We start from the raw sequence: 19,876 nt of genomic DNA, 5'->3' as shown, positions 1-19,876 counted from the left end.
GCCGCTCATCAGCCTGCGTGACGTCTCCCGGTCATACTCGTCCGCGGAAGGGCCGCCCTTGCACGCGCTTCGGGCGGTGAGCCTCGACATCAACGAGGGCGAGTTCGTCGCGATTGTTGGCCCGTCCGGTGGCGGCAAGAGCACGTTGCTCAACATCCTCGGACTGCTGGATGACGCAACATCGGGACAGTACATCCTTGACGGTGAGATCGTCACGGCGAAGCTGGGCACGGTGGCTGCTCAGATTCGCGCGGAGAAGATCGGATTCATCTTCCAGGCATTCCATCTGCTGGAGAGGCGTCCCGCTACCGACAGCGTAGAACTGGGGCTGATCTACCAAGGGGTTAGTCGCAACTCGCGACGGATCCATACGAAACGCGCGTTGGAGTCGGTCGGCCTTTCTCACAAGGCTGGCCAGAGCGTCTCGACAATGTCAGGCGGGCAACGTCAGCGCATCGCGATCGCTCGGGCTGTTGCGACGGATGCCAGGCTTATCCTCGCCGATGAGCCGACAGGAAACCTCGACTCGCAGAGCGCGGGCCTTGTGCTCGATGAACTCGAGCGGATCAACCAACAGGGAGCGACGGTCGTCGTCGTCACCCATTCACCCGAGGTCGCGGCGCGCGCGGGCCGCACGATCCACATCGTGGACGGCGAGATCCGAAGCGACCTGCCTCGACCTTCAACAGTTGCGGTCGAGGGCGCAACGGCGCTTCCAGCAAACACCCATGCTCCGGCGAACACGCCGACGGCAGAGCACATGGGGAGGGCGGATGCTGTCCTCAAACTCGGCCGTCTCCGTGTCACCGATACGTTCCGTGATGCCTGGGCTTCGGTCATGTCGCGTCCTGGTCAGACAGTGGGTCAGGCGGTCGCCGTCGCGATCGCTGTTGCATTGATGGTCACCACACTTGGGCTTTCCGCGTCTGCAAGCTCACAAGTTTCGGCCACTTTCGACGCCCATCTCAATCGGGAAGTGTCCGCGCGATGGTCTGGTGATCTCGCCCACGCACCGCCGTTGAACCAGATCGTCCCTCACGCATCGGCCGTAGCTGGCGTTGAAGCCGCGGCCGCTGTGGTTGACTTCGGGGCCCAGACGGTCGCGTATTTGGCTGCGCAGCGAGAGGTTCAGCCGCACCTCGTCGTGGGGGACATCGAGGCGGCGGCGCGCCTGACCGTGGTCGAAGCAGACTGGCATGACGGTGAGCTCGCCTCGGGGGAGGCATTCGTTGGCGATCTGCTCGCCGAAGATCTGCAGCTGGGCGACACTTCTCGTGCGCCCTCGATCACGGTGAATGGTGAGCGTTATGTCGTGGCCGGCATCATCACCAAGTCGTCGCGACTACCACTACTTCGCGGCGAACTGCTGGTGGGCGCGTCCCCAGAAACCGACATCCGAAGCGCGTCAGATATCACTGCGCTCGTCTTGACGGCGGCCGGAGCGGCGCCCCAAGTCGCTCGCCAGCTCCCCATCTCTCTCAACCCATTCCTTCCAGAACGTCTCGTCATGACCGCGCCGACTGATGCGACCCAACTTCGCGGCCAGATTGAAGGCGGCGTCCAAACCACACTGACAGCGTTCACCCTGGTCGCGCTGATCGTGGCCGTCGCCGCCCTGATCAATGCAACCCTGCTGGCGCTCAACTCCCGCCGAGGCGAGATCGGCATGCGGAAGGCGTTGGGAGCTCGCGACGTGCAGGTCGCCTATCTGGTCACCGCGGAGTCGGCCTACGTCGGTGTTCTCGGGGGGGTTGGCGGCCTGCTCATCGGTATGACGGCGATTCTCGCTGTGACGATCAGCCAACACTGGGCGCCGGTGTTCGACCTCGTGCTCTTGCCGGCCGCGATCCTCGTCGGCCTGTTCGTCGGCGCCTGTGGCGGTGCGTTCGCTTCGATCCGCGCTTCACGACTACGGCCTGCCGAGAACCTGCGCGCGTGAATGCATCCATGAGCCGCCGAATCATGATGCCGGTCTCACCGCCCACTGAATGGTGCCGCCTGCCGTGGACGACAACGTGCGCGTTCGTTTCTCGGGCAATGCTGGGGTCGCTCGATGCCAATCCGGCGGCTCCGCTGAGGCAGCCGCGATGCGGGAGTAGTCGTCCAATTGGATGAAAAGTCGGCGAGTGTTTGACGGCTTGCTCCGCGCGCTGACGAGCACCGATGCGATTTCGGCGCAGTCGCATGGGTGCTCGCTCTACGCGACCCGGCATCAGACCGCACCGCTCCGGTAGGCACGGGCGGAGCCCGGGCGGACCAGTCACACAGTTCCCGCCGCGACGGTCGCTTCCCGCCTGCCACAAGGCCTCCAGGGCCGAGCGATGCGGGCAGCGATCCTGCACGCGTCAGCGCGACGACGCATCCCGGCCGGGGAGCTCGCATCAGGGACCGTGGCGTGTCTCCCGCGTCGGGGGGAGTGGCACGAATCCGGCGAGCGCTATGTGCGAAGTGGGCGCCGGCGCCACGCCGCGTGCGCGGACGGGCCCATGTCACCCGACTTGCAGATTCCGGTAGCTTCCAGTCAGCCGGTCTCGAGCCCGTCTAAGCCAAAGCTGGCCCCACACCGGGTCGGCCTCCACGGAGGGATGCCCAATGCCCAACACAGATCCAGTCGCGATCTCACGGCGCACACTTCTTCAGGTCGCTGCAGTCGGATCGGGGATCGTCCTCGGAGCGTGGATTCCGAGCGCTGGTGCGGCAGCGGCACCAGCCGGGGCGGCCGCGGAAGGCTCCGGGCTCGAGGGCTTCATCGATATCGATGGTGTGCATGCGGAGTATCGCGCCGCGATCTCCAACTTCAGACTTCCATTGCCTACGGGATGGTCGTTTCCCGCGGAGTCTGCTGTGCGCGAGCCGGAGCCGAACGTGATGTGGGAGCAGGGGACGGGTGAGTTCGAGGCCTATCTCTACTGGCAGCGTGCCGTCGCGACCGCGGCGCAGGACGCGCACCTGCGAGGCGACGACGCGGAGGCCGATCGCTTGCTTGACGCGCTCGAGTCCGGGTACAACAGCTCGACGCGTCGGGGGCTGATCGATGACCCCGACAACCTGTTCGTCACCGTGACCATCGGTCCAGCCCGCGGCGGTAACCCGACAGCCCGAGGCGGCGTGGCGGAACGTGACTTCAGCCGCCTGATGGAGGCGGTCCACCCGGCATGACCGCCACGGCGCCCTCACGTGGTCTTGCGCCCAACCGTCTCGACCCAGACGTCCGCTCAAGACGTCGGTGCGCAGCCCGATTGCCACGCGCAACGACCATTCCAGCAACGGTTGTCGGGGTGACGCTTGCCGCCGCCGTCCTTAGCGGCTGCGCGTCGCTGGCGCTCGATTCGGCGACTGTCGATGACAGCGCGGTGTCATCTGCAACCGCGACGACGAACCCGTTCGATTTGACGACACGTCAATGGGACGCAACCCACTCGTACGTTTGCGGGGCGGGCGCGATCTCCGCGGATCCCGACGACCCGAACCGCTATCTCGGTTACGCCGTGCCCGAGACGCTCGTCGACGGAGGCTCGCAACCGGGGGCGACGGGAACAGCGACATACGACGAGGACGGGCAGCCGGTCGCCTACATCGTCGCTGCCGGCGATGACTTCACCAGCATCGAGATGCGGTTCTGCACGCCCGGGTTCTATCTGCAGTTCGTGAACAGCATCAGGCGCGGCACAACGGACCTGTATGTAGGAGACACCATCAATCTGTCCGCTGACACCATGACAACAGTCGGGGACGTGAATGGGGTCGCTCAAGACAACCCGCCTGGATATGGGGCTGGGCACATCCCACCCCAGCGCTGACCGAGCACCGTCAAGAATCTCGCCTCGGGCCACCGCCGGGGTATTCGATGCTGCCTAAACAGGCACGAGAACGACAGGAAGGAACACGCATGGCCGCAATCGCCTATGACATCCAGGGAGGCACCTTCTGGTCGACCTCCCCCGTCATCTACTTCGCCAACCCGCGACTGTTCATGGGATACAGCAAGTTCCGCTTGGACAAGATCTTCGCTCCCGACACTACGACCGACAACACCGACTGGACCTTCCATATCGCCCTCCATCAGAGCGGAACGCTGGTCACGCAATGGATGGTCCTCAAGAAGGCGAACATCGGAACGTGGTACAACTTCCGTCAGGCCAACGGGAATCTCCACCATCCCTACAATGTCCAACTCTCCGTCGCCGCGCGGTTCTACCCAAGCACCCAACTCGGCTACGGGAGGTTGTTCCAGGGCGACCTTCAATATCAAGACTGAACGCTTCTTAGCTCGCTGAAGCGCCGACGACGCAGATCAGGGCGGGTAATCGGAACGACCGCTCCACGTTCGTCCTCGGTCTACCTGTGGGTGCCACCTGGTAGCCCCCAGCGTGGTGGTTTGCTTGGGTCTCCTCCCCCTCATCGGAAAACTCGGGACAAGACCCAGTGATGCTCCCCGTACTGCCGATCGAGAAGCGGCTGCTTTTGCTGACGATAACCTGCGGACTCAGTTGAGCGCCGCAGCTGGAACATCAGGCGCCGGAAGCGACGGAGTTGTCACCGTCGGGAATCTGCTCTCGTCCGTGACCGGAGACTAGGTGGTCGGCTCGTACCAAACGATCGGAGTGGGCAGAGGTTTCCGGCGGCGGTCTACTCGTACCGGAGGACAAGTCGTTCTTGAGACATACGCCTTACTACGGCGGTGAGTGCCGCATCTACACAGCCGATGCTCGAACGGTCACCTTCAAGACCATCGTCTGCTCGACGAGCGTCCTGTTGACGATGCTTGAGATCTAGGCCAAGAGGACGGCCCGCATTCCAGCGGTCGTCGCAATGGCCGCCTTTCGAGCGTCGCCGACACGTCCGGGACCAACCCAACGTTCGAAAGCTGACTGACGAAGGGTGGTTTTAGGGCTGACCAGGTGTACGGGCGTGAGTCTCCGGTGAGCGGCTGTGCGGCGCGCTGGCGGTTCGACACCGCAAGTCCCACTCACGACCAAAGCTGGGCGGCAATTGATCGGGGCACTCCGTTTCAGCACGGGTGGCTTGCGAATTGCGGTTCGAGGTCCGCTTGACGCCGGGACCATTTTCGGACACCGCGTCGAACGCGGAATCATCGAATCCAACAGCATCGGTGGGGCCGTGGAAGGCAACCCATACCCGAAACACTACGTGCTGCGACCGAGTCGGCGTCGGGCATGTGTATCGCGACGAGGAATTCGGCCGTCACGGGGAGACACCGACACCGTGGCACTTGGGACCTGTGGTCCGGGTAGTGCATTTGGATGAAATCTGACTGAGGTTTTCTCAACCCGGCGCACGGAAGTCCCGACCAGGTTGAGGCGCATAGTTGGGAGACGCCGAGCCGGAGATTCCTGCTGGCAGAGGCCGACGCGCCAGGACCTACAACCCGCAGCACCGATGGACCCGTCCGAACCATCCCAATCGGACCAGGTAGTCCGGCATCCGCTGACCGTCGTCGCTGGCTACAGTGCTCCCGATGACGCTCGACCCCGACGCCTCTCGCATGGACACCCCGCTGATGGCAGGCGTGCTCGTATCTCACCTGCGCGACAACGGCGACTGGATCTAGCCGGCGCCGCACTATCGCAATACGAAGGAGTCCTGATGCCGAATCCCTGGGCGAACCGTGTGCGGGAGATCACTTTTTCTCGACGCGGGTTTCTTGTCGGGGTTACAGGGGCGGTGGCATTTGTTAGCGCCTCCGAGGTCGTGTCCCCGTCGCCTGCAACCGCTGTGCAACCAGCAACGCCGCCGGGGCCACTGGCGGGAATGCTCGCCACTCAGTCGTTCAGTCCCGATTGGACGAGTCAGTACACCACGAACTTCCCGCGGAGTTGGTCGGTGCCTGCGGACGCCCGGGCGCACGGCTTTCGCGCCTCACTCGCCTGGGATCCGCGGTTGTTCGACGTTTCCGGTCGCGCCCTCGCGGAGGGCCGTGATGGCCTCCGAAATCTCGAGCTCAAGCCGTCGTCCACCGGAGGAGCCGAGTTCGACGTGGACGCGGGAACGGAGACAATTCACTTCTCGCCCGGTGTCAAGGCGCTGTACCCGCAGGAGAACATCGGCGAAGTAAGGGCGACGACGCTGTCCGGCAGCGGTACTTTCGGCACTTTTGACACCGATTTCGGCTCCGTCGTGGAGCCCGCCGCCCCGTGGGGCGCGGTGCTCGCTGTGACCTGGGGCGAGGTGGACGGTACTGCTACCCCCCATCTGATCCAGGTGAGCAGCGTAGGGCCCTACCCGATTCCCGACGGGACCGCGATCGTAGCGACGCTGCCCTCGGCGGCCGCCGCCAATTTCCGAGCGAGTAGTCGCAACCTGTCAGAGACCCAGTCCCGGCACGGGCGACACTCGGAGATCGTCATCAAAATGACCGAGCCTGTTGCTCCGGGTGACGTCGTGACCTTGGAGCGACCGCTCGCTGGAATCGGTTTCGGCAAGCCCAACTTGCAGGCACTGCCTACAGTGATCGTTCGTCCGCCGGACGGCGGCCTCGTCGGCGTCCGCGGCACGGGTGCGATGCAGTGTGCCCCGGTGACAGCCTCTGGATCCCCGCTCAGCGATTACTCCGCTTCTCAATTTTCTTAGGAGTGACCAATGTTTGATGATCCTCAGGTCCGCACGACTCAGCAGTGGCTGAACACCGCGTACTCCTCGCACCCGCAGTGGGTGACGGTGCAGGTCGACGGGCAAACAGGCTGGGGCACGATGAACGGGCTGGTGCGCGCCCTCCAGATCGAGCTCGGAATCACAACGTTGTCCGACAACTTTGGCCCGACCACGCTTTCTCGGTTCACGAGTCAGATCGGTTCGGTCAGCGCGTTGACCACGAACACGAATGTCCTACGCATCGCGCAGGGTGGGTTGTGGTGTAAGGGGTACCACGGCGGGTTCACCCGAGGCGTCTTCGACTCGGATGTGGCGGCCGGCATCAGCTTCCTTACGGGCGATATCGGCTTCTACCCCGTGCAGTCCATCTCACCAAAGGTCATGAAGGCACTCCTCAACATGGACGCGTTCAAGCTTCTGCCCGGAGGAGGCTCTTCTCGCCGAGAGGCTCAGCAGTGGCTGAACAACAAATACGTCGGTCGTGCCGATTTCGCTATCTTGCCGTGCGATGGGCTCTACTCGCGAAACACGCAGCAGGGCCTCATGTACGCCATCCAGTACGAGGCGAACATGGCCGACGGAGTCGCCAACGGCAATTTCGGACCCGGAACCCGTTCGGCTCTCCAAACCCAGGCGCTGGTCAGCCTGGGGAGCGTGGACGGCACCAAGAACTGGGTCCGCCTCTTTCAGGCGGCATTGCGTTTCAACGGGTACGACGCACCATTCACTGGCCAGTTCGACGCTGCCACCCGCAACTCGGCGCTGAGCTTTCAAGGATTCGCGGAACTGTCTGCCACTGGTTCGGGTGACTTTCAAACCTGGGCGTCGCTGCTCATCAGCACGGGTGACGAGAACCGTCCGGCCGCAGCCAGCGATATGGCCACGCAGTTGAACAGCTCGCTCTGTGCAGCTCTCTACGCGAACGGGTACCGCACGGTCGGTCGATACCTGACGGTCGCCAGTAAGCGGTACTCGCCAGGGGAGCTCGAGGCGATTTTTGGTGCCGGCCTGAAGACGTTCCCGATCATGCAGGAAGCCAATACGTCGGCCGCCGACTTCACGGAGACGAAGGGGAGGGATCACGGATTCCAGGCACTGCGCCGCCTGCGTCAACTTGGCTTCAAGGAGGGCGCGACCGTATTCTTCGCTGTCGACTTCGACGCCACTGACGCTGCAATCACCGCGAGCGTCATCCCATACTTCGAGGGCGTCAAGAGCAGTCTCAACTCCTCCCGCACACCGTATGCAGTGGGAATCTACGGAACACGCAACGTGTGTGCGCGTGTGATCAACGCCGGCCTCGCATCGGAAGCGTTCATCGCCTCCATGTCCTGGGGATGGAGCGGAAACCTGGGATACAGTCTGCCGCCGTCCTGGTCCTACGACCAGATCAAGAACACCATCCTGGCAGGCACCACCATGGAGATAGACCGGAACGTGCAGTCGTCGCGGGCGGCACCGGTCGGACAGGCGGGGGTCTTGAAGACGCCGGTGCGAACCGTCCCCGGCATGGGAACGACCTTCGACGAGGACTACTTCTGGTTCCTCACGGAACAGTGCATCTTGGCCGAGCAGTCCGCCCGCCTCAGCCCCTACGCCGAGGGAAACATCAACGAGTACGTCCTCCACCGGATGCAGCGCGAGCACTACTGGCAGCCCGCGGTGCATCCGACGGGCGACTCCGACGCGCTCTGGAACGTGTACACGCCGCTGCCAGAACTTGTCCCTGGCCTACCGGCTGCAGCGGCGAGCGGCATTGCACTTGGGCGTGGCGACTACGAGTCGAAGGCGTCATCACCACCGGACAGCTCGCGCACCCGGATTAGCCACTGGGCCGCATCGACTCGCTCCTACATGACTTGGGGCGTGCCGCAAGCCGACCCTTCCATCACCACCGGCGATCTCGGCGGCTGGGGCCTCGATCTGGCGACGCTCTGGGAAGACTTCTCCAAGACTCTGTTGCCCGGCTTCACCGGATCGGTCGCGCAGTGGTTCCGCGACAACGTCGGGGCCGCGGGCACGAGTTTCGATGCCGAGGACCTTGTCGCAGACGTCGATGCCTACCTCTGCGCGCGACGGATCACGGGTGCCGGGTACCGCGCGGTCTCGGACGTCGTAAGGGAGATCGAGGTGGGCGCGATTCCGCGGTTCGGCACCTTCGCGTCCGAGAGGTTCGGCACGAAGGCCAACGCGATCAGCGCCGCGACTCAGCTCTTCGGCTCAGGTTGGCCGTGGATCGACTTCCCGGTGTCTCTGAAGGTCTCGGTGCCGAAACCGTTGGGCCAGGTCGCCATCGATGTCGCGACGGGCTTCGCCGATGCGATCTGGGACAGGATATGACGGTGACAATGCGATCTCGGCCGCGCTGGCGCCACGCGGTGACAGCGGCCGCTTTGGTTGCGTCGACGGTGACGGTGATCGCGCTCGACTGGTTAGGCGCCACCGGACATGTGCCATGGGGTTACAACGCGGCCGATCGCTGGCCAATCTGGAGTCAGTACCTGGTGTTGTCAGCCGTCGCCGTTGTAACGCTTGGCGTGGTGATCGCGACCTGGACAGATGAATCGGCTGGCGTTCGTCCCCTTCGTCGGTGGCTCCAAGGCGTCGGAGTGGCGCTTTTCGTCGTTACATTCATGTGGGGAGTAGCCCTATGGGGATTCGCGGTCTGGGGCGGGCAGCCCGTGCGTGGCGTCGCCTTGTCGGTCGCCTCAACGGCTCCCGGATTCGCCGTGGCATCCGGGCTCTTTACGCTGGGTTTCTCGGGACACCGCTGGACTGCACTCGTCCCGGCGGTAGCTCTGCTGTCGGTCGGAGTGCTAGCAACTGCGCTGGCCTTCTCGTAGCCTCGGCGCGGTGGCACGCTGCATCGGTACCGCGTCCGCAATCTCGGCCGCTTCCCGATCCCTCTGGGCAGTTCGATCGCAGGTACCGTCTCAGAACAGCTGGATTGCGAATGCCCCGGCACACCTAACCTGCTCCGCAGAATCCTCAGGCGCCGCCGCGCACGATCGCCCATCCCGCGGCCATCGCAGCCCAGCCGCGCCTGCGACCCACGCGAACCCAATGAGGTCAAGGCGGCAGCGCGGAGTCAGGCCTAACCCGTAGCGACCCGTACCAACATGCGGCGAACCATTCAAGTGCTCCGCCCGGGTAGAGCTTCCGCGGAATTCCGCGGTGAAACGGGGCATGCATCGTCCACCGCGACGGGGCCGATGTCCAGAAACTCCAACAAAACTCCTCGGCTGAGGGGTTGCGCTGTGGTCGGATACGTCCCACCACGTTTTCCTGCGCGCGAGCTACGACCTGGCACGTGCGGCCAACGACTTTGCACGCGCGGCCTACGACTTGGCACGTGCGGCCAACGACTTTGTACGCGCGGGCAGCGATCTTCTGCGGCAGTAACGCTGACCACGACCACATCGCCGCACATCGCCTTCAACGGCTGAGCCTCGCGCACGGGACCCCGTCCATCCGGCTGGGCAGCGCCGGCGCCGAACTGCGCGCGCTCACCGCGTCCACGGTGAGCGCGCTGCAACGGATCACAGTGATGAAACGGCGCCTCCTTGGCTCCAGCACGCCGCCGCTTGGCTGTTCCCGGCTGCCCGGCACGGATCACACATGCTGCCCTTCAGTCGGAGCTCGAGCCCGAAGCTCAAGAGCCCTCGGCATGTCACAGGTTCATGTCCACCAGGCAGCCGCGGGCACGGGCTCCGTCGAGGGTTCTGGTTGGCGGCGTCATCCCTGGAGGAACCGGAGATAGACCTCCGTGAGAACGCGGAAGACTCCTTCGTCGCCGGCCTCGAACATCGCCTCCATCACCTCGTCGCTGTAGCCGTGGATCTCCTCGGCTTCATCCGCAGCGATGGCGCCTGACCGCATGACGGCGACACCAATCGGGATCGGAAACCGAGTGGCTAGCGCATGGTCGACCCCGGGGCGGCTCGCGCGTTCCTGACGACTGCCAACGCGCAACCGGTCAGTCGTAAGCGGACGCCTAACCCACCCGGTGTTGACGACCGAAATCACACGGCCGTCTGGTCCATCGAGCTTGAAGACGAGTCCTAGCGGGTTCACCTCCCCGCCAGGGATGTCGCGGTGATCGTAGCCGGGCTCGATGACTATGGTCGTGATGAAAGTCGTGGTCATCTGTCCCTCGCACTGGTTCGGCGAGCGCGCCCGCTCGGATTGTCTTGGCGTGTGTGGCCAGCGGACGCTCTCCTCGTCTCAGCGGCGCGCCATTCTCGGAGAATCGCATCCCGCGCGAACTCATCATCGGCTCACCACGAGCGTATTGCGTGTGTGGGTCGGGAGGAAACGACCGATAGGTGCAGCCAAGGTGGTCAGGGCAGCAACCGCTCGGGTCGCACGATCGACCCGAGCGTATTGCGCGTGAGGTGGCGCCGAGGCCAGGCGGCGCCGCCCACTGGGCTGCCGATGGATCGGTCGGTTCTGTTGAGACGATGGAAGAGCGGGCGTAGATAGTCGGCTAAATCTTGTTCTAAAATCGCACACATGGCTGACAGTTCCGCCGCGGTCGGCGCACGGGTAGCTCAGGCGCGGGAAAGCGCAAACATGACGCAGCAGCAACTCGCCGTGGAGTCGGGGATCGAGCGCACCGCTCTTGCGAAGATCGAACGCGGTCTGCGCCGCGTGGGTGCATTGGAACTCGTCGACATCGCGGGTGCATTGGGCGTGAGAGTCGAATGGCTCCTCACTGACGCGCCTGCGGCCGTGGTCGCTCACCGCACGCGACAGGACCCAGACCTCGAGCTGGCTTCCATCGACAAGCATCTCGAGCGCATTGCACGCGATGTCGCGGTGGTGTGCGGGCTTGTGCCCTCGTTGACCTCTGACCAGTTGGACGCCCGCGATCTGCCCAAGACGGGCTCCGAAGCTGAGGCGCTCGCAGAGTCCACGCGCAAAGCCGCCGGACTCAACCCCACCGAACCGGTCCCACACCTCGTAGACACCGTTGCACGGGTCGGTTTGCTCGCCTTCAGCATGCCGCTGGGTGCGGAGACCGCCGACGCCGCATCGACTCTCCTGGAATCGGGCGCGGTCGCACTGATCAACTCGACGAACAGTGTTGGGCGGCGCCGGTTGGCTCTCGCTCACGAGCTCGGCCACTACCTCGTGAAGGACGATTACACGGTCGACTGGAGCGTTGCGGACCACGCCGGATCAGACCGGACGGAAATCCTCCTCGACAGATTTGCTCGGGCGTTCTTGGCTCCCAAACTCGGGTTCACGCGATTCTGGAATGACGTGAGAAGCCGCCATGATCTGCGCACGGCGGCTGTGCTGACGGGGAGCGAGTTCAACATCGACATGTCGACGATTGCGCGGCGGCTCCTCGAACTCGAGCTGGCAAGCTCAGACGATGCGCAGAACATTCGATCCGTGCGCACGACCAAAGCGGACATCGTCGAGTACAACCTCAAAGTCACATACGAACTGGACGGGACGACACTGTCGTCTGCCTATGTGAAGAGCCTCTTGGGGCTCTACAGCAACGAGCGGCTGTCAGCCGAGCGCACGCTTCAACTCTTGCTCGGCACATTCGATCGAGACGATCTCCCGCCACTCAGGACTGTGCGCGACGACGAACTCTGGTCACTGCTGCAGTGAGCGCTGAGTCGGATGAGCCCTACATCTTCGACGACGGACCGCTCAGTCATTTCGCCGAAGCGGGATGGCTGGGGATGTTGCAACTCGTCGTGGGCGAGCGGCACGCCTGGCTGCCGGAGACGGTCCGCCGTGAGGTGGGGCTGGCGGTTGACACCTACCCGCACCTCAGGGCTGTGCTCGAAGCAACGTGGCTGACGCACCGGTCAATCCTCACGGACATTGAACAGACGGCATTCGGGCACTACACATCCCGGCTGCTGGGGCCGAACGGCGAGAATCTCGGCGAATGCGGCGTTCTCGCACTCGCCGAAGCGAACAATGCGGTCGCAGTGATAGACGACGGGTTTGCGCGCACGGTGGCGGCAGAGCGGGGCGTGGCCGTCAAGACCACGGTCGCGTTGCTGTGTGATCTCGTCAACGGCGGCCACATCAGTCTCGATGTGGCGTCCACCGTTGCCGACAATTTGTTGGCCACGGAGTACCGGCTCCCGTTCTTGCCTGGAGGGTTCAAGGCCTTCGTCCTGATGGAGGACCTGATCATGCCTCCGTACGACGAGTACTGAGGCCAGGCGTGCCCGCAGTCGCGCTAAACATCCGACGTGCATCGTTGCGGGCCGCCGCTCCGCTGGCATCCGGCGCAGGCGATCGGCAGTGTCCGGCATGCTCGAAGAGTGACAGATGGCCTGGTACGCATGCGCTTCATTGCGCCGGAAGCGTGGATCGAGCTGGAACTGCTGGGTGCCTCCTTCGAGGCTCGGCGCGAGGGGCGCCGAGTGCGGGTGGTGCTGCCCGATCACCCCGAGGCCTTCTCCGCACTTCCGGATGGCCTCGAAGATGAGTGGCGCCCGTCATTCCTCCCAGCTGGGCCCGTTTTCGACGAGCCTGGACGAGATACGCGCACCGCGAGTCTGCTCATCTTCGAGGTCACCGTAGAGGTGGACAGCGAGGTGCCGACGCCGAAACCCGAGCATCTCACTCCGGATCTGCGTCGAGTCGTCGAGCGCGACCTCGATGTCGGCGTCGTCATCGCAACACAAGTCGCGGGCTTGTTCCTCCGGCATCTGCGCGCCGCAGCCCCTCAACAGTCCTGGCTCGGACTTGCGACGCACGCACCTGAGCAGTACGGCATCGCTTGCCTTGAGTATCTCGACACGGGCGAGTTCATCTTCGGGCGTGGACGGCCGCAGTCGACGACAGTACGTTCGTCACAGCTCAGGCTCGACGTCGGGAGCCTCTCCGAGGTCGCCAAGAAGGTGATCGCCGACGAGGAACCTGGCGTGGCGGAGTCGCTCCTGGCTGACACGTGGCACCTCAGCGACGCCAGTGGAGCGAACGATCGCGACCGCGCCTGGATCGTCGCAGCCGTCGCGTGTGAGGTGAGAGTGAAGCGTGAACTGCGGGAGCGTGCCGGGAACGATCGAGGTGGCATGGTCGAGTTGTTGCTCAGGCGCCGGTCGAACCTACCCGACTTGCTGGATGAGGTCTGGTCAGCTGTGCTCGGAACCTCGCTCCGTGTCGAAGCCCCGGAGCTCTTCGCCAATGTGAGGTCGCTCAGCCGGCAACGGAATCGGATCGTGCATGCCGGCATGCGGGATCCCATGGTGCCGCTGAGTCTCGACCCCGCACAAATCGCACGCGACCTGTTCGAATGGTTGGACGAGCCCGTGGCGGTTGAAGCATGAATCGCAGCCATTCTGTGGGTCAGCGGATTTCGAGGATCAGAAGACATCCGTTTCGATGTTCGCGATCCCGACATCCACGGTCGCCACGACTGGCAGCGGAGTGAGAACAGTGAACTCGCTCTGCACGTCTGCGTAGACCGGGAGCCCAGTCGTGGACGAGATTGTGACGATGAGGCTGAATTCGATGTCATCGGTATCACTCGTGATGCGCCCGCCTTCGCGGGTCAGATGATTGATGTCGATTCGGGGCCGCAGCAAGCTGGACGCGTACATCGAATCCTCTGCACGCCAGACTGACTCCCATTTCCCCTGATCGCGTCTAGCCGCTTCGCTGCGTGAGTGTGTCTTTGGCTGCCTCGTCACCGGATTCTTGCTGAGCCTCCAACCGGCTGCCTGCAAAGCAGTCACCTTCGCCGTATCAGTGATCCTGACAACCTTGTTCTGTTCGCGGTCAGTCCCGGGCTTCTTTCGCCTCATCGAGTGCTTCTCCGCGTGAGGACGGAACTTGACCTCGAGACCTGCGTTTGAGTAGTCCCCAGCCTCAGCACTATCCGTTGCAGTGGTAAATGCCAGAGTCCATCGGACATTCACTGACCCGCTCGTGAGCGTGCTCGGAACGGGGAGCGCGTACGCACGCACCTCGTCGCGAGCAATGAGGCCGTGGTAGACGACCGTGACCTCGTTGCCGGGACACCGCAAAAGCGCGTCAACATCATCCCTCAGTCTGCCGTGCCCAACCTCGGTCGCGATCTGAAGGTCGAGCTTCTCAGCGAAATGGACGGCTAACGCTCGCAGAGTGTTCGCGTCGGATCGTCCGCCGAGCTGTGTCGACACTCGTGCGAGCACGTTGGTCACCAACGGAGCCGCGTAACTCGTGCCGAAATGATCGTGGACGACGCTGCCGTCCGGTCGCATCCGCCCGAACCTCCGCTCCGGCGTACCCCCGAATGCGAGCACCGCTGGCTGTGTGCGTGCACCAGGGCGTCCAGGGCCCCGTCCCGAGTATTCGGCGGCGTTCCATTCGGTTTCGTTGGCGGGTCGGTCGGCGGCACCGACGCACAATCCATTGACCATGTCGCCCGGTGTCTGCACTCGGTTCAGCCCCGTCTGCGAGTCAGCCGCTCCGTTGTTTCCTGCGGCTGTGACGAACAGAATCTGACGGTTGTAGGCAAGTTTGTCGAGCACCGCAGTCCATCGATGTGGCTCTCGGTCTTCGACGGGGGCGTGGGGCCCAAGGCTGAGGTTGACGATGCGCGCATCAGTCTTCTCGACGACCTCCCGGATCTGACGCAGAATCCATGGGTATTCAGTGGCGTCCTCAGACGGACCGGGCGCAATCTGGTAGTGCGTCACGTGTGCAGCAGGGGTGAGCGGACGCCCTGTGTGCGCGACATCGCCGTACAGGATCGCCGCCGTCACTGCGCTCCCGTGAAGAGCCTCCCGGTGGTGAAGACCTCGACCCGTCAGGTCGACTGCGGTCACGTTGCCCGCGAAGATGGCACCGGTCTCGTCCACGCCTCCATCGAACACCAGGACCTCGGGGAGATCGGCACCCTTCGCCGGCCGCTCGAGCAACGCGACGGCACTCTCGCCGGGTAGTTCGTCGTCGAGGAGGGCAACTCGTGGCGTCGGCGTGAGGGACCGCAGCGGATTGAACGCTGCCACCTCGCCGACCTTGCTCGGCGGCAGTTCGAGAGCAACGAAGGTAAGCCCGTCGACAACGTCGTTCTCGCTCAAGTGAACTCTGCCTCCGACCGACTCAACCAGTGCACTGAACTTGGCAAGAGTGGGCGCCGACGCTGCCGCACGTTCGTCGATAGACGACGCATCGGGGTCCGGGTGAAGCACAGCTTCGAAGGGGAGCATCTCCGACTCCACGCCCGCTGTGCTGGCGACGTGAGCCGCCGACACAGCGATCCTGTTGAACTGGCGCAACTCGTCCGCGGCCCCCTTGCTCGTGCTCGTCCCGGCCAGAAGCGCCTCCATACCCTGGACCGCCTTGGCGTCTGCAGACAGGAGAAAGGACTTGGATGTCGCCTCGGTCTCACCAGTGCTCGGGAGGCTCTGCACGCCGTGCTCCACGGTCCTGGAACCGAGCGGGCGCAGCTGCAGCTGCTTCACGAGATTCTCCGGAAAGTAAGAGTTGGCGAGATAGTTCGCCCACACTTCGGCCTCGATCACGACTCGCTCGGTGCGCAAATGCTCCGGGATATCGTCGAGAACCGCACGAACAATTGCGAGCTGCGGAGCTAGGAGCGCCCGTGCCTCGCCGAGCGTCTGCGGGTGGTGCTTGGGGCCGCCACCTTGGACTCGCTCGGTTGGCTGCGAGAGTTCCTCCCCATTGACGAGAATTCGGCCGCCATCCCCGTCACGCTTCACCTTCTCGCCTGCCATCGCGTTCCCCTCCCGCTCGCTTGACATCCTTGCCGATGGTTACATGACTCACGCCTAACCAGTCCGCGATTCTTCGCTGTGACCAGCCGAGCCTTTGAGCCGCGAGTCGGGACAACTCCGAACGCTTCTCAACGGACTTGGCACTCCAGTTGCGAGCATGCAGCTGTGCTGACCGCAGCAACGCATCGGTGATATCGACGTGCCCTTCAGGGCTCCCCATCACCGCCGTTCGCGCGGCATGGTTTGTCCAACTCTTGAGGTCGGCGAGCGACCACCCATCGCTGATTAGCGCGACGATTTGAAGTGCAGCGTTGTCGCTTTCGCGGAGGGCGGTGATGTTGCTGCTTTCGAGAAAGCGCACGCGCTCGTCAAATCCGGGGAGCGTGAAGTCGATCGACGAATCGAACCGGCGGTGAACGGCGGGGTCTAGCAGTTGAGGGTGATTAGTCGCAGCAACAAGCAATCCTCCAGGCGGCCACTGATCCAACTGTTGGAGGACGACGTTGACCAATCGCTTCACTTCGCCGACGTCCGATGCGTCGACTCGCCTTTTCGCGATCGCGTCGAACTCGTCCAGGAACACGATGCAGGCCTCGGACGCGGCTCTTGCGAGCACGTCTTGGAGATTCTTCCCGGTCTGGCCCATAAGGCTCGACATGAGCGAGGCGAGATTGAGCGTGATGAGAGGCAGATGCAACTCCGACGCGACGTAGCTCGCGGTGAGGGTCTTGCCGACGCCGGGAGGCCCAGTGAAAAGGATCGCACGGGAGGGTGCGAGGCCGAACTCCTGTAGGCGTTCGGGCAGGGAGTGCTCCGCGATGATGAGCGACACCGCTTCGCGAACGTCGGGTGTCAGCACAGGTGGGGCGACACCTGACGGGTGCTGCACCCAACTCATCTCGTCGGAGGCAGCAACCTGACCGCGCAGCGGCGAGATGTCGGGCTGCGGTGCAGCCGCCATCAACGAGAAGAGCATCTCTTTGAGGGCAAGGGGATGGAGGGCATCGGCAGGGGGGCGGCGTGCAAGCCGTCGACCGAGTTGGCGAACCCCGTCGGCGTCTCCACTCAGTGCGACTCTGGTGACATCGACGAGAGCTTGCTCTAACTGTCCCAGCTCATCCGCACCCATGGCGGAAACATTACCAGGTGTAGTCCCCAGAAAATCAATGATGATCCAGGTTTCGGTAATCGAATCTCCGAAGGGCAGTGAAGAGTTACCGGCTCAGGCGTTTGGTTTCCAGCACACGCGTACGGTAAACGTCGCCTCACCGGAGGCCTTCGTGACCAAGGAAATCCCGACATCGCCCCGCAGCGACACACCGAACTGAAGTTCGATCTCCTCGGGCGCGAGGTCGCCAAGGCCGTCCCGCATGGCTCCGAGGATGTCGCTGCACGACTTCGCGATCACGTCACCGACATCCGCGAGGCTTTCGGCGGCGTTAGCTGCCGTGTCAGCTACCCCACGCAGAGGGCTTGTATCGTCGTCCACCTGAACGGCGAACCAGGGTTTGCCGTTCTCGTCCAGAATGAAGCGCGTCATGGTCCCCCCCGTACACCCGCCTGTTCAGCAGACATCCTATGGTTCGGTCCACACTCCACCAGCCCTCGCCTGACGGCCACGAAGGGTTTCGTCATGTTTAGCGCCAGAGAGTCAGCTGCGGACGAGGCTCGTATGCGCACTCGGCGACGGCCGGAGTCATCGCCGAGCGCGCGTCTGTGCAGCTGATTGTTCCTGCCCCGCGTCCTCATCAGTCCTGCCGTGGTAGATGCGACTGGTAGCTCACCGTCGCGTTGGGGGAACGTCCTTGGAACGCTCGCACGACAAGGCTGACATCGGCACGGCGCTGGATGTCGGCGACACCGCGGGCGCATCGAACGTCTCCAGCCCGACATCTTGTCGGGCTGCAGCCCGACAAAGCCCGACACGTGTTGGGCTGGAGGTTTCCCTACTCGCGACTGGGATCGGAGGGGGTTCGCGACCTCCAGCCCGACATATATCTATACCTCTACCTAACGGAGATAGAGAGATAGATAGGGATGGGTGTAATTCTGTCTCCCCGTATAGGTCGCTCGGCAAACGCCGACTTGTCGGGCTTGTCGGGCTGGAGGCCCGCGATCCCAGTCGGGAGTAGGGAACTCTCCAGCCCGACATCACTCGAATCTGTCGGGCTGGAGCCGGGCTGGAGGTCGGGCCGGAGAACGGGCCCCGCCTTGCCTCTCGACGCACGGCGGGCTTCGCGAAACCGATCACACGGAGGCGCGCGGAGAGGTTCTGCCTGGCGGCCCGGTCCGGGTATCGCCACCAGCCGACGAGTGCGCGTCCCAGCACCCTCGTCGTTCGCGGCCTGGCGATCTGCCGCAGGGGTGGAACACATGAACATCCCCGTCATTCCTTCGTGGCCCCGTTTCAGGGCTCGTGCGATGTCCACGGACCGGTCGCCGAGCCCGGTGTGTCCGGGGTGGCGTCTGGGCGCGGGGTGGCACGGTCGATCATCGCTGTCACGTGTGTCGCATGAATCCACGAGCCAGGGAATGTCCGCTCCCTCGCACATCCGAGTGGCTCTCCGAAAGAGGATGCTGGGGTTGCGAACGGTCACCTATTATGGGTCTCCTTTAGATGGCATCGATGGACTACGCTGTTGGTCGTCTCGATGGTCACCGCCAGCGCAATGGAGCGCGGTCGACGTGAGAGCGAACCGAGTTCTCGAACGGTGGGTCGACCACGAGGTTGTGCGCGCCGTGCATGTGGTGGGTATGGGGTGTGCCATTCGCGCGATGTCCTGGGCGACGTCTGCTGTCGAACAGTTCCCCACGGCTCGACGGCGGTCGGCCCGTGGGGCCAGCTGTCGGCCGGTGCTGCGTCTCCGCACGCCCGGGCACGGTCTCAAATACCGCCCGCGTGTCGCCCTGTCGCGGGTCGGGTCTCTCGCGACGCGGGAATCGGTTACGCGATAGTGGGCCGGCCCCGCAAGCAGCCGGGCGACCTCGGCAAGGTGAGCGTCCGGTCCCTCGGCGATGGATTCCGCGCGCGAGCAATGGTTCGCGATGGTGGCGGTACCGCCCGGTACCTGTCGGCCACCGGCCCCACCCGCGAAGCCGCCGAGGAACGCCTGCGTCGGAAAGCCGACCTGCTGTGGAACGAAATGTTCGTCACCGTCGACCCGTCGTCGACTATCGCCGAGGTCGGCGCTCTCTGGCTCCAGGATGTCGACCGGGATCCGTCCCTCGAGCAGAGCACCAAGGAGGGCTACGCGCAGATGTTCCGAAGCGTCATCCTCCCGCGTCTCGGTGCGGTCCCGCTCTCGCGATTCAGTCCCGGAGTATGCCACCAGGTTCTCCAGCGCATCGCGCTCGATCGCAACCCGGCGTACGCCCGATCGGTGCGTCGCGTGCTGTCGCTGCTCATGACGTTCTCCGTCCTGCACGGTGCGATCGATCGCAATTACGTGACACAGGTCCCAAACATAAAGGGGTCGGGCCCCAAGTACCTCGATCTCGAGTTCGATCAGATCGTGGTGATCCTGAACCTGCTTCGTGGCTGGCGGGGGGCGGGTCCCGAT

14 protein-coding genes are annotated in these 19,876 nt (G+C 63.9%); 10 read left to right on the top strand and 4 right to left on the bottom strand.

Annotation, left to right across the window (positions count from 1 at the left end):
- The first annotated feature begins 76 nt into the window (after positions 1 to 76).
- The 6 genes from JNB61_RS10275 to JNB61_RS10250 all read left to right on the top strand — a co-directional run bounded on the left by JNB61_RS10275 (position 77) and on the right by JNB61_RS10250 (position 8,952).
- Positions 77 to 1,939 (top strand): ABC transporter ATP-binding protein/permease, encoded by a 1,863-nt coding sequence (locus tag JNB61_RS10275; RefSeq protein ID WP_308291247.1) that lies wholly within the window; start codon positions 77 to 79, stop codon positions 1,937 to 1,939.
- A gap of 653 nt (positions 1,940 to 2,592) precedes the next feature.
- Positions 2,593 to 3,159, top strand: coding sequence for a hypothetical protein (locus tag JNB61_RS10270; RefSeq protein ID WP_220339552.1), 567 nt, complete (start codon positions 2,593 to 2,595; stop codon positions 3,157 to 3,159).
- 119 nt (positions 3,160 to 3,278) lie between these two features.
- Positions 3,279 to 3,800: a hypothetical protein gene (locus JNB61_RS10265; protein WP_220339551.1), complete on the top strand. Its 522-nt coding sequence runs from the start codon at positions 3,279 to 3,281 to the stop codon at positions 3,798 to 3,800.
- 89 nt (positions 3,801 to 3,889) lie between these two features.
- Positions 3,890 to 4,258 (top strand): hypothetical protein, encoded by a 369-nt coding sequence (locus JNB61_RS10260; protein WP_220339550.1) that lies wholly within the window; start codon positions 3,890 to 3,892, stop codon positions 4,256 to 4,258.
- Between the two features lie 1,514 nt (positions 4,259 to 5,772).
- On the top strand, positions 5,773 to 6,591 hold the full coding sequence (locus tag JNB61_RS10255) for a hypothetical protein (protein WP_220339549.1): 819 nt from the start codon (positions 5,773 to 5,775) through the stop codon (positions 6,589 to 6,591).
- A gap of 9 nt (positions 6,592 to 6,600) precedes the next feature.
- Positions 6,601 to 8,952, top strand: a complete 2,352-nt coding sequence (locus JNB61_RS10250; protein ID WP_220339548.1) for a glycoside hydrolase domain-containing protein — start codon at positions 6,601 to 6,603, stop codon at positions 8,950 to 8,952.
- Between the two features lie 1,395 nt (positions 8,953 to 10,347).
- Here JNB61_RS10250 and JNB61_RS10245 read toward each other — a convergent pair.
- Entirely contained in the window at positions 10,348 to 10,758 is a 411-nt protein-coding gene (locus JNB61_RS10245) for a hypothetical protein (RefSeq protein WP_220339547.1), read from the bottom strand.
- Positions 10,759 to 11,124: 366 nt separating this feature from the next.
- On the opposite strand from JNB61_RS10245, the gene JNB61_RS10240 reads away from it, so the two are divergent.
- From JNB61_RS10240 to JNB61_RS10230, 3 genes are all read left to right on the top strand, one after another.
- On the top strand, positions 11,125 to 12,240 hold the full coding sequence (locus tag JNB61_RS10240) for a helix-turn-helix domain-containing protein (RefSeq protein ID WP_220339546.1): 1,116 nt from the start codon (positions 11,125 to 11,127) through the stop codon (positions 12,238 to 12,240).
- Positions 12,237 to 12,803, top strand: a complete 567-nt coding sequence (locus tag JNB61_RS10235; RefSeq protein ID WP_220339545.1) for a nucleotide-binding protein — start codon at positions 12,237 to 12,239, stop codon at positions 12,801 to 12,803. Before JNB61_RS10240 ends, JNB61_RS10235 begins: the two co-directional genes overlap by 4 nt.
- 108 nt (positions 12,804 to 12,911) lie before the next feature.
- Positions 12,912 to 13,922 carry a hypothetical protein gene (locus JNB61_RS10230; protein ID WP_220339544.1) on the top strand — a complete coding sequence of 337 codons (1,011 nt, stop codon included), beginning with the start codon at positions 12,912 to 12,914 and terminating at the stop codon, positions 13,920 to 13,922.
- 36 nt (positions 13,923 to 13,958) lie between these two features.
- Here the strand turns inward: JNB61_RS10230 and JNB61_RS10225 are convergent, their stop codons facing one another.
- The 3 genes from JNB61_RS10225 to JNB61_RS10215 form a co-directional block, all read right to left on the bottom strand.
- The gene (locus tag JNB61_RS10225; protein ID WP_220339543.1) at positions 13,959 to 16,316 is read right to left on the bottom strand and encodes a S8 family peptidase; all 2,358 of its coding nucleotides are present in this window, start codon (positions 16,314 to 16,316) and stop codon (positions 13,959 to 13,961) included.
- On the bottom strand, positions 16,291 to 17,445 hold the full coding sequence (locus JNB61_RS10220) for an AAA family ATPase (RefSeq protein WP_220339542.1): 1,155 nt from the start codon (positions 17,443 to 17,445) through the stop codon (positions 16,291 to 16,293). Before JNB61_RS10220 ends, JNB61_RS10225 begins: the two co-directional genes overlap by 26 nt.
- A gap of 93 nt (positions 17,446 to 17,538) precedes the next feature.
- Positions 17,539 to 17,856: a CU044_2847 family protein gene (locus JNB61_RS10215; protein WP_220339541.1), complete on the bottom strand. Its 318-nt coding sequence runs from the start codon at positions 17,854 to 17,856 to the stop codon at positions 17,539 to 17,541.
- A gap of 1,414 nt (positions 17,857 to 19,270) precedes the next feature.
- Here JNB61_RS10215 and JNB61_RS10210 point away from each other — a divergent pair.
- The coding region (locus JNB61_RS10210) for a hypothetical protein (protein WP_220339540.1) at positions 19,271 to 19,876 on the top strand (606 nt) is incomplete at its 3' end.

This window comes from Microbacterium ureisolvens (genome assembly GCF_019511645.1).
Classification (GTDB): domain Bacteria; phylum Actinomycetota; class Actinomycetes; order Actinomycetales; family Microbacteriaceae; genus Microbacterium; species Microbacterium ureisolvens_A.
The sequence above is the reverse complement of the archived record's forward strand: the minus strand, read 5'-3'. Positions and strand labels throughout refer to the sequence as shown.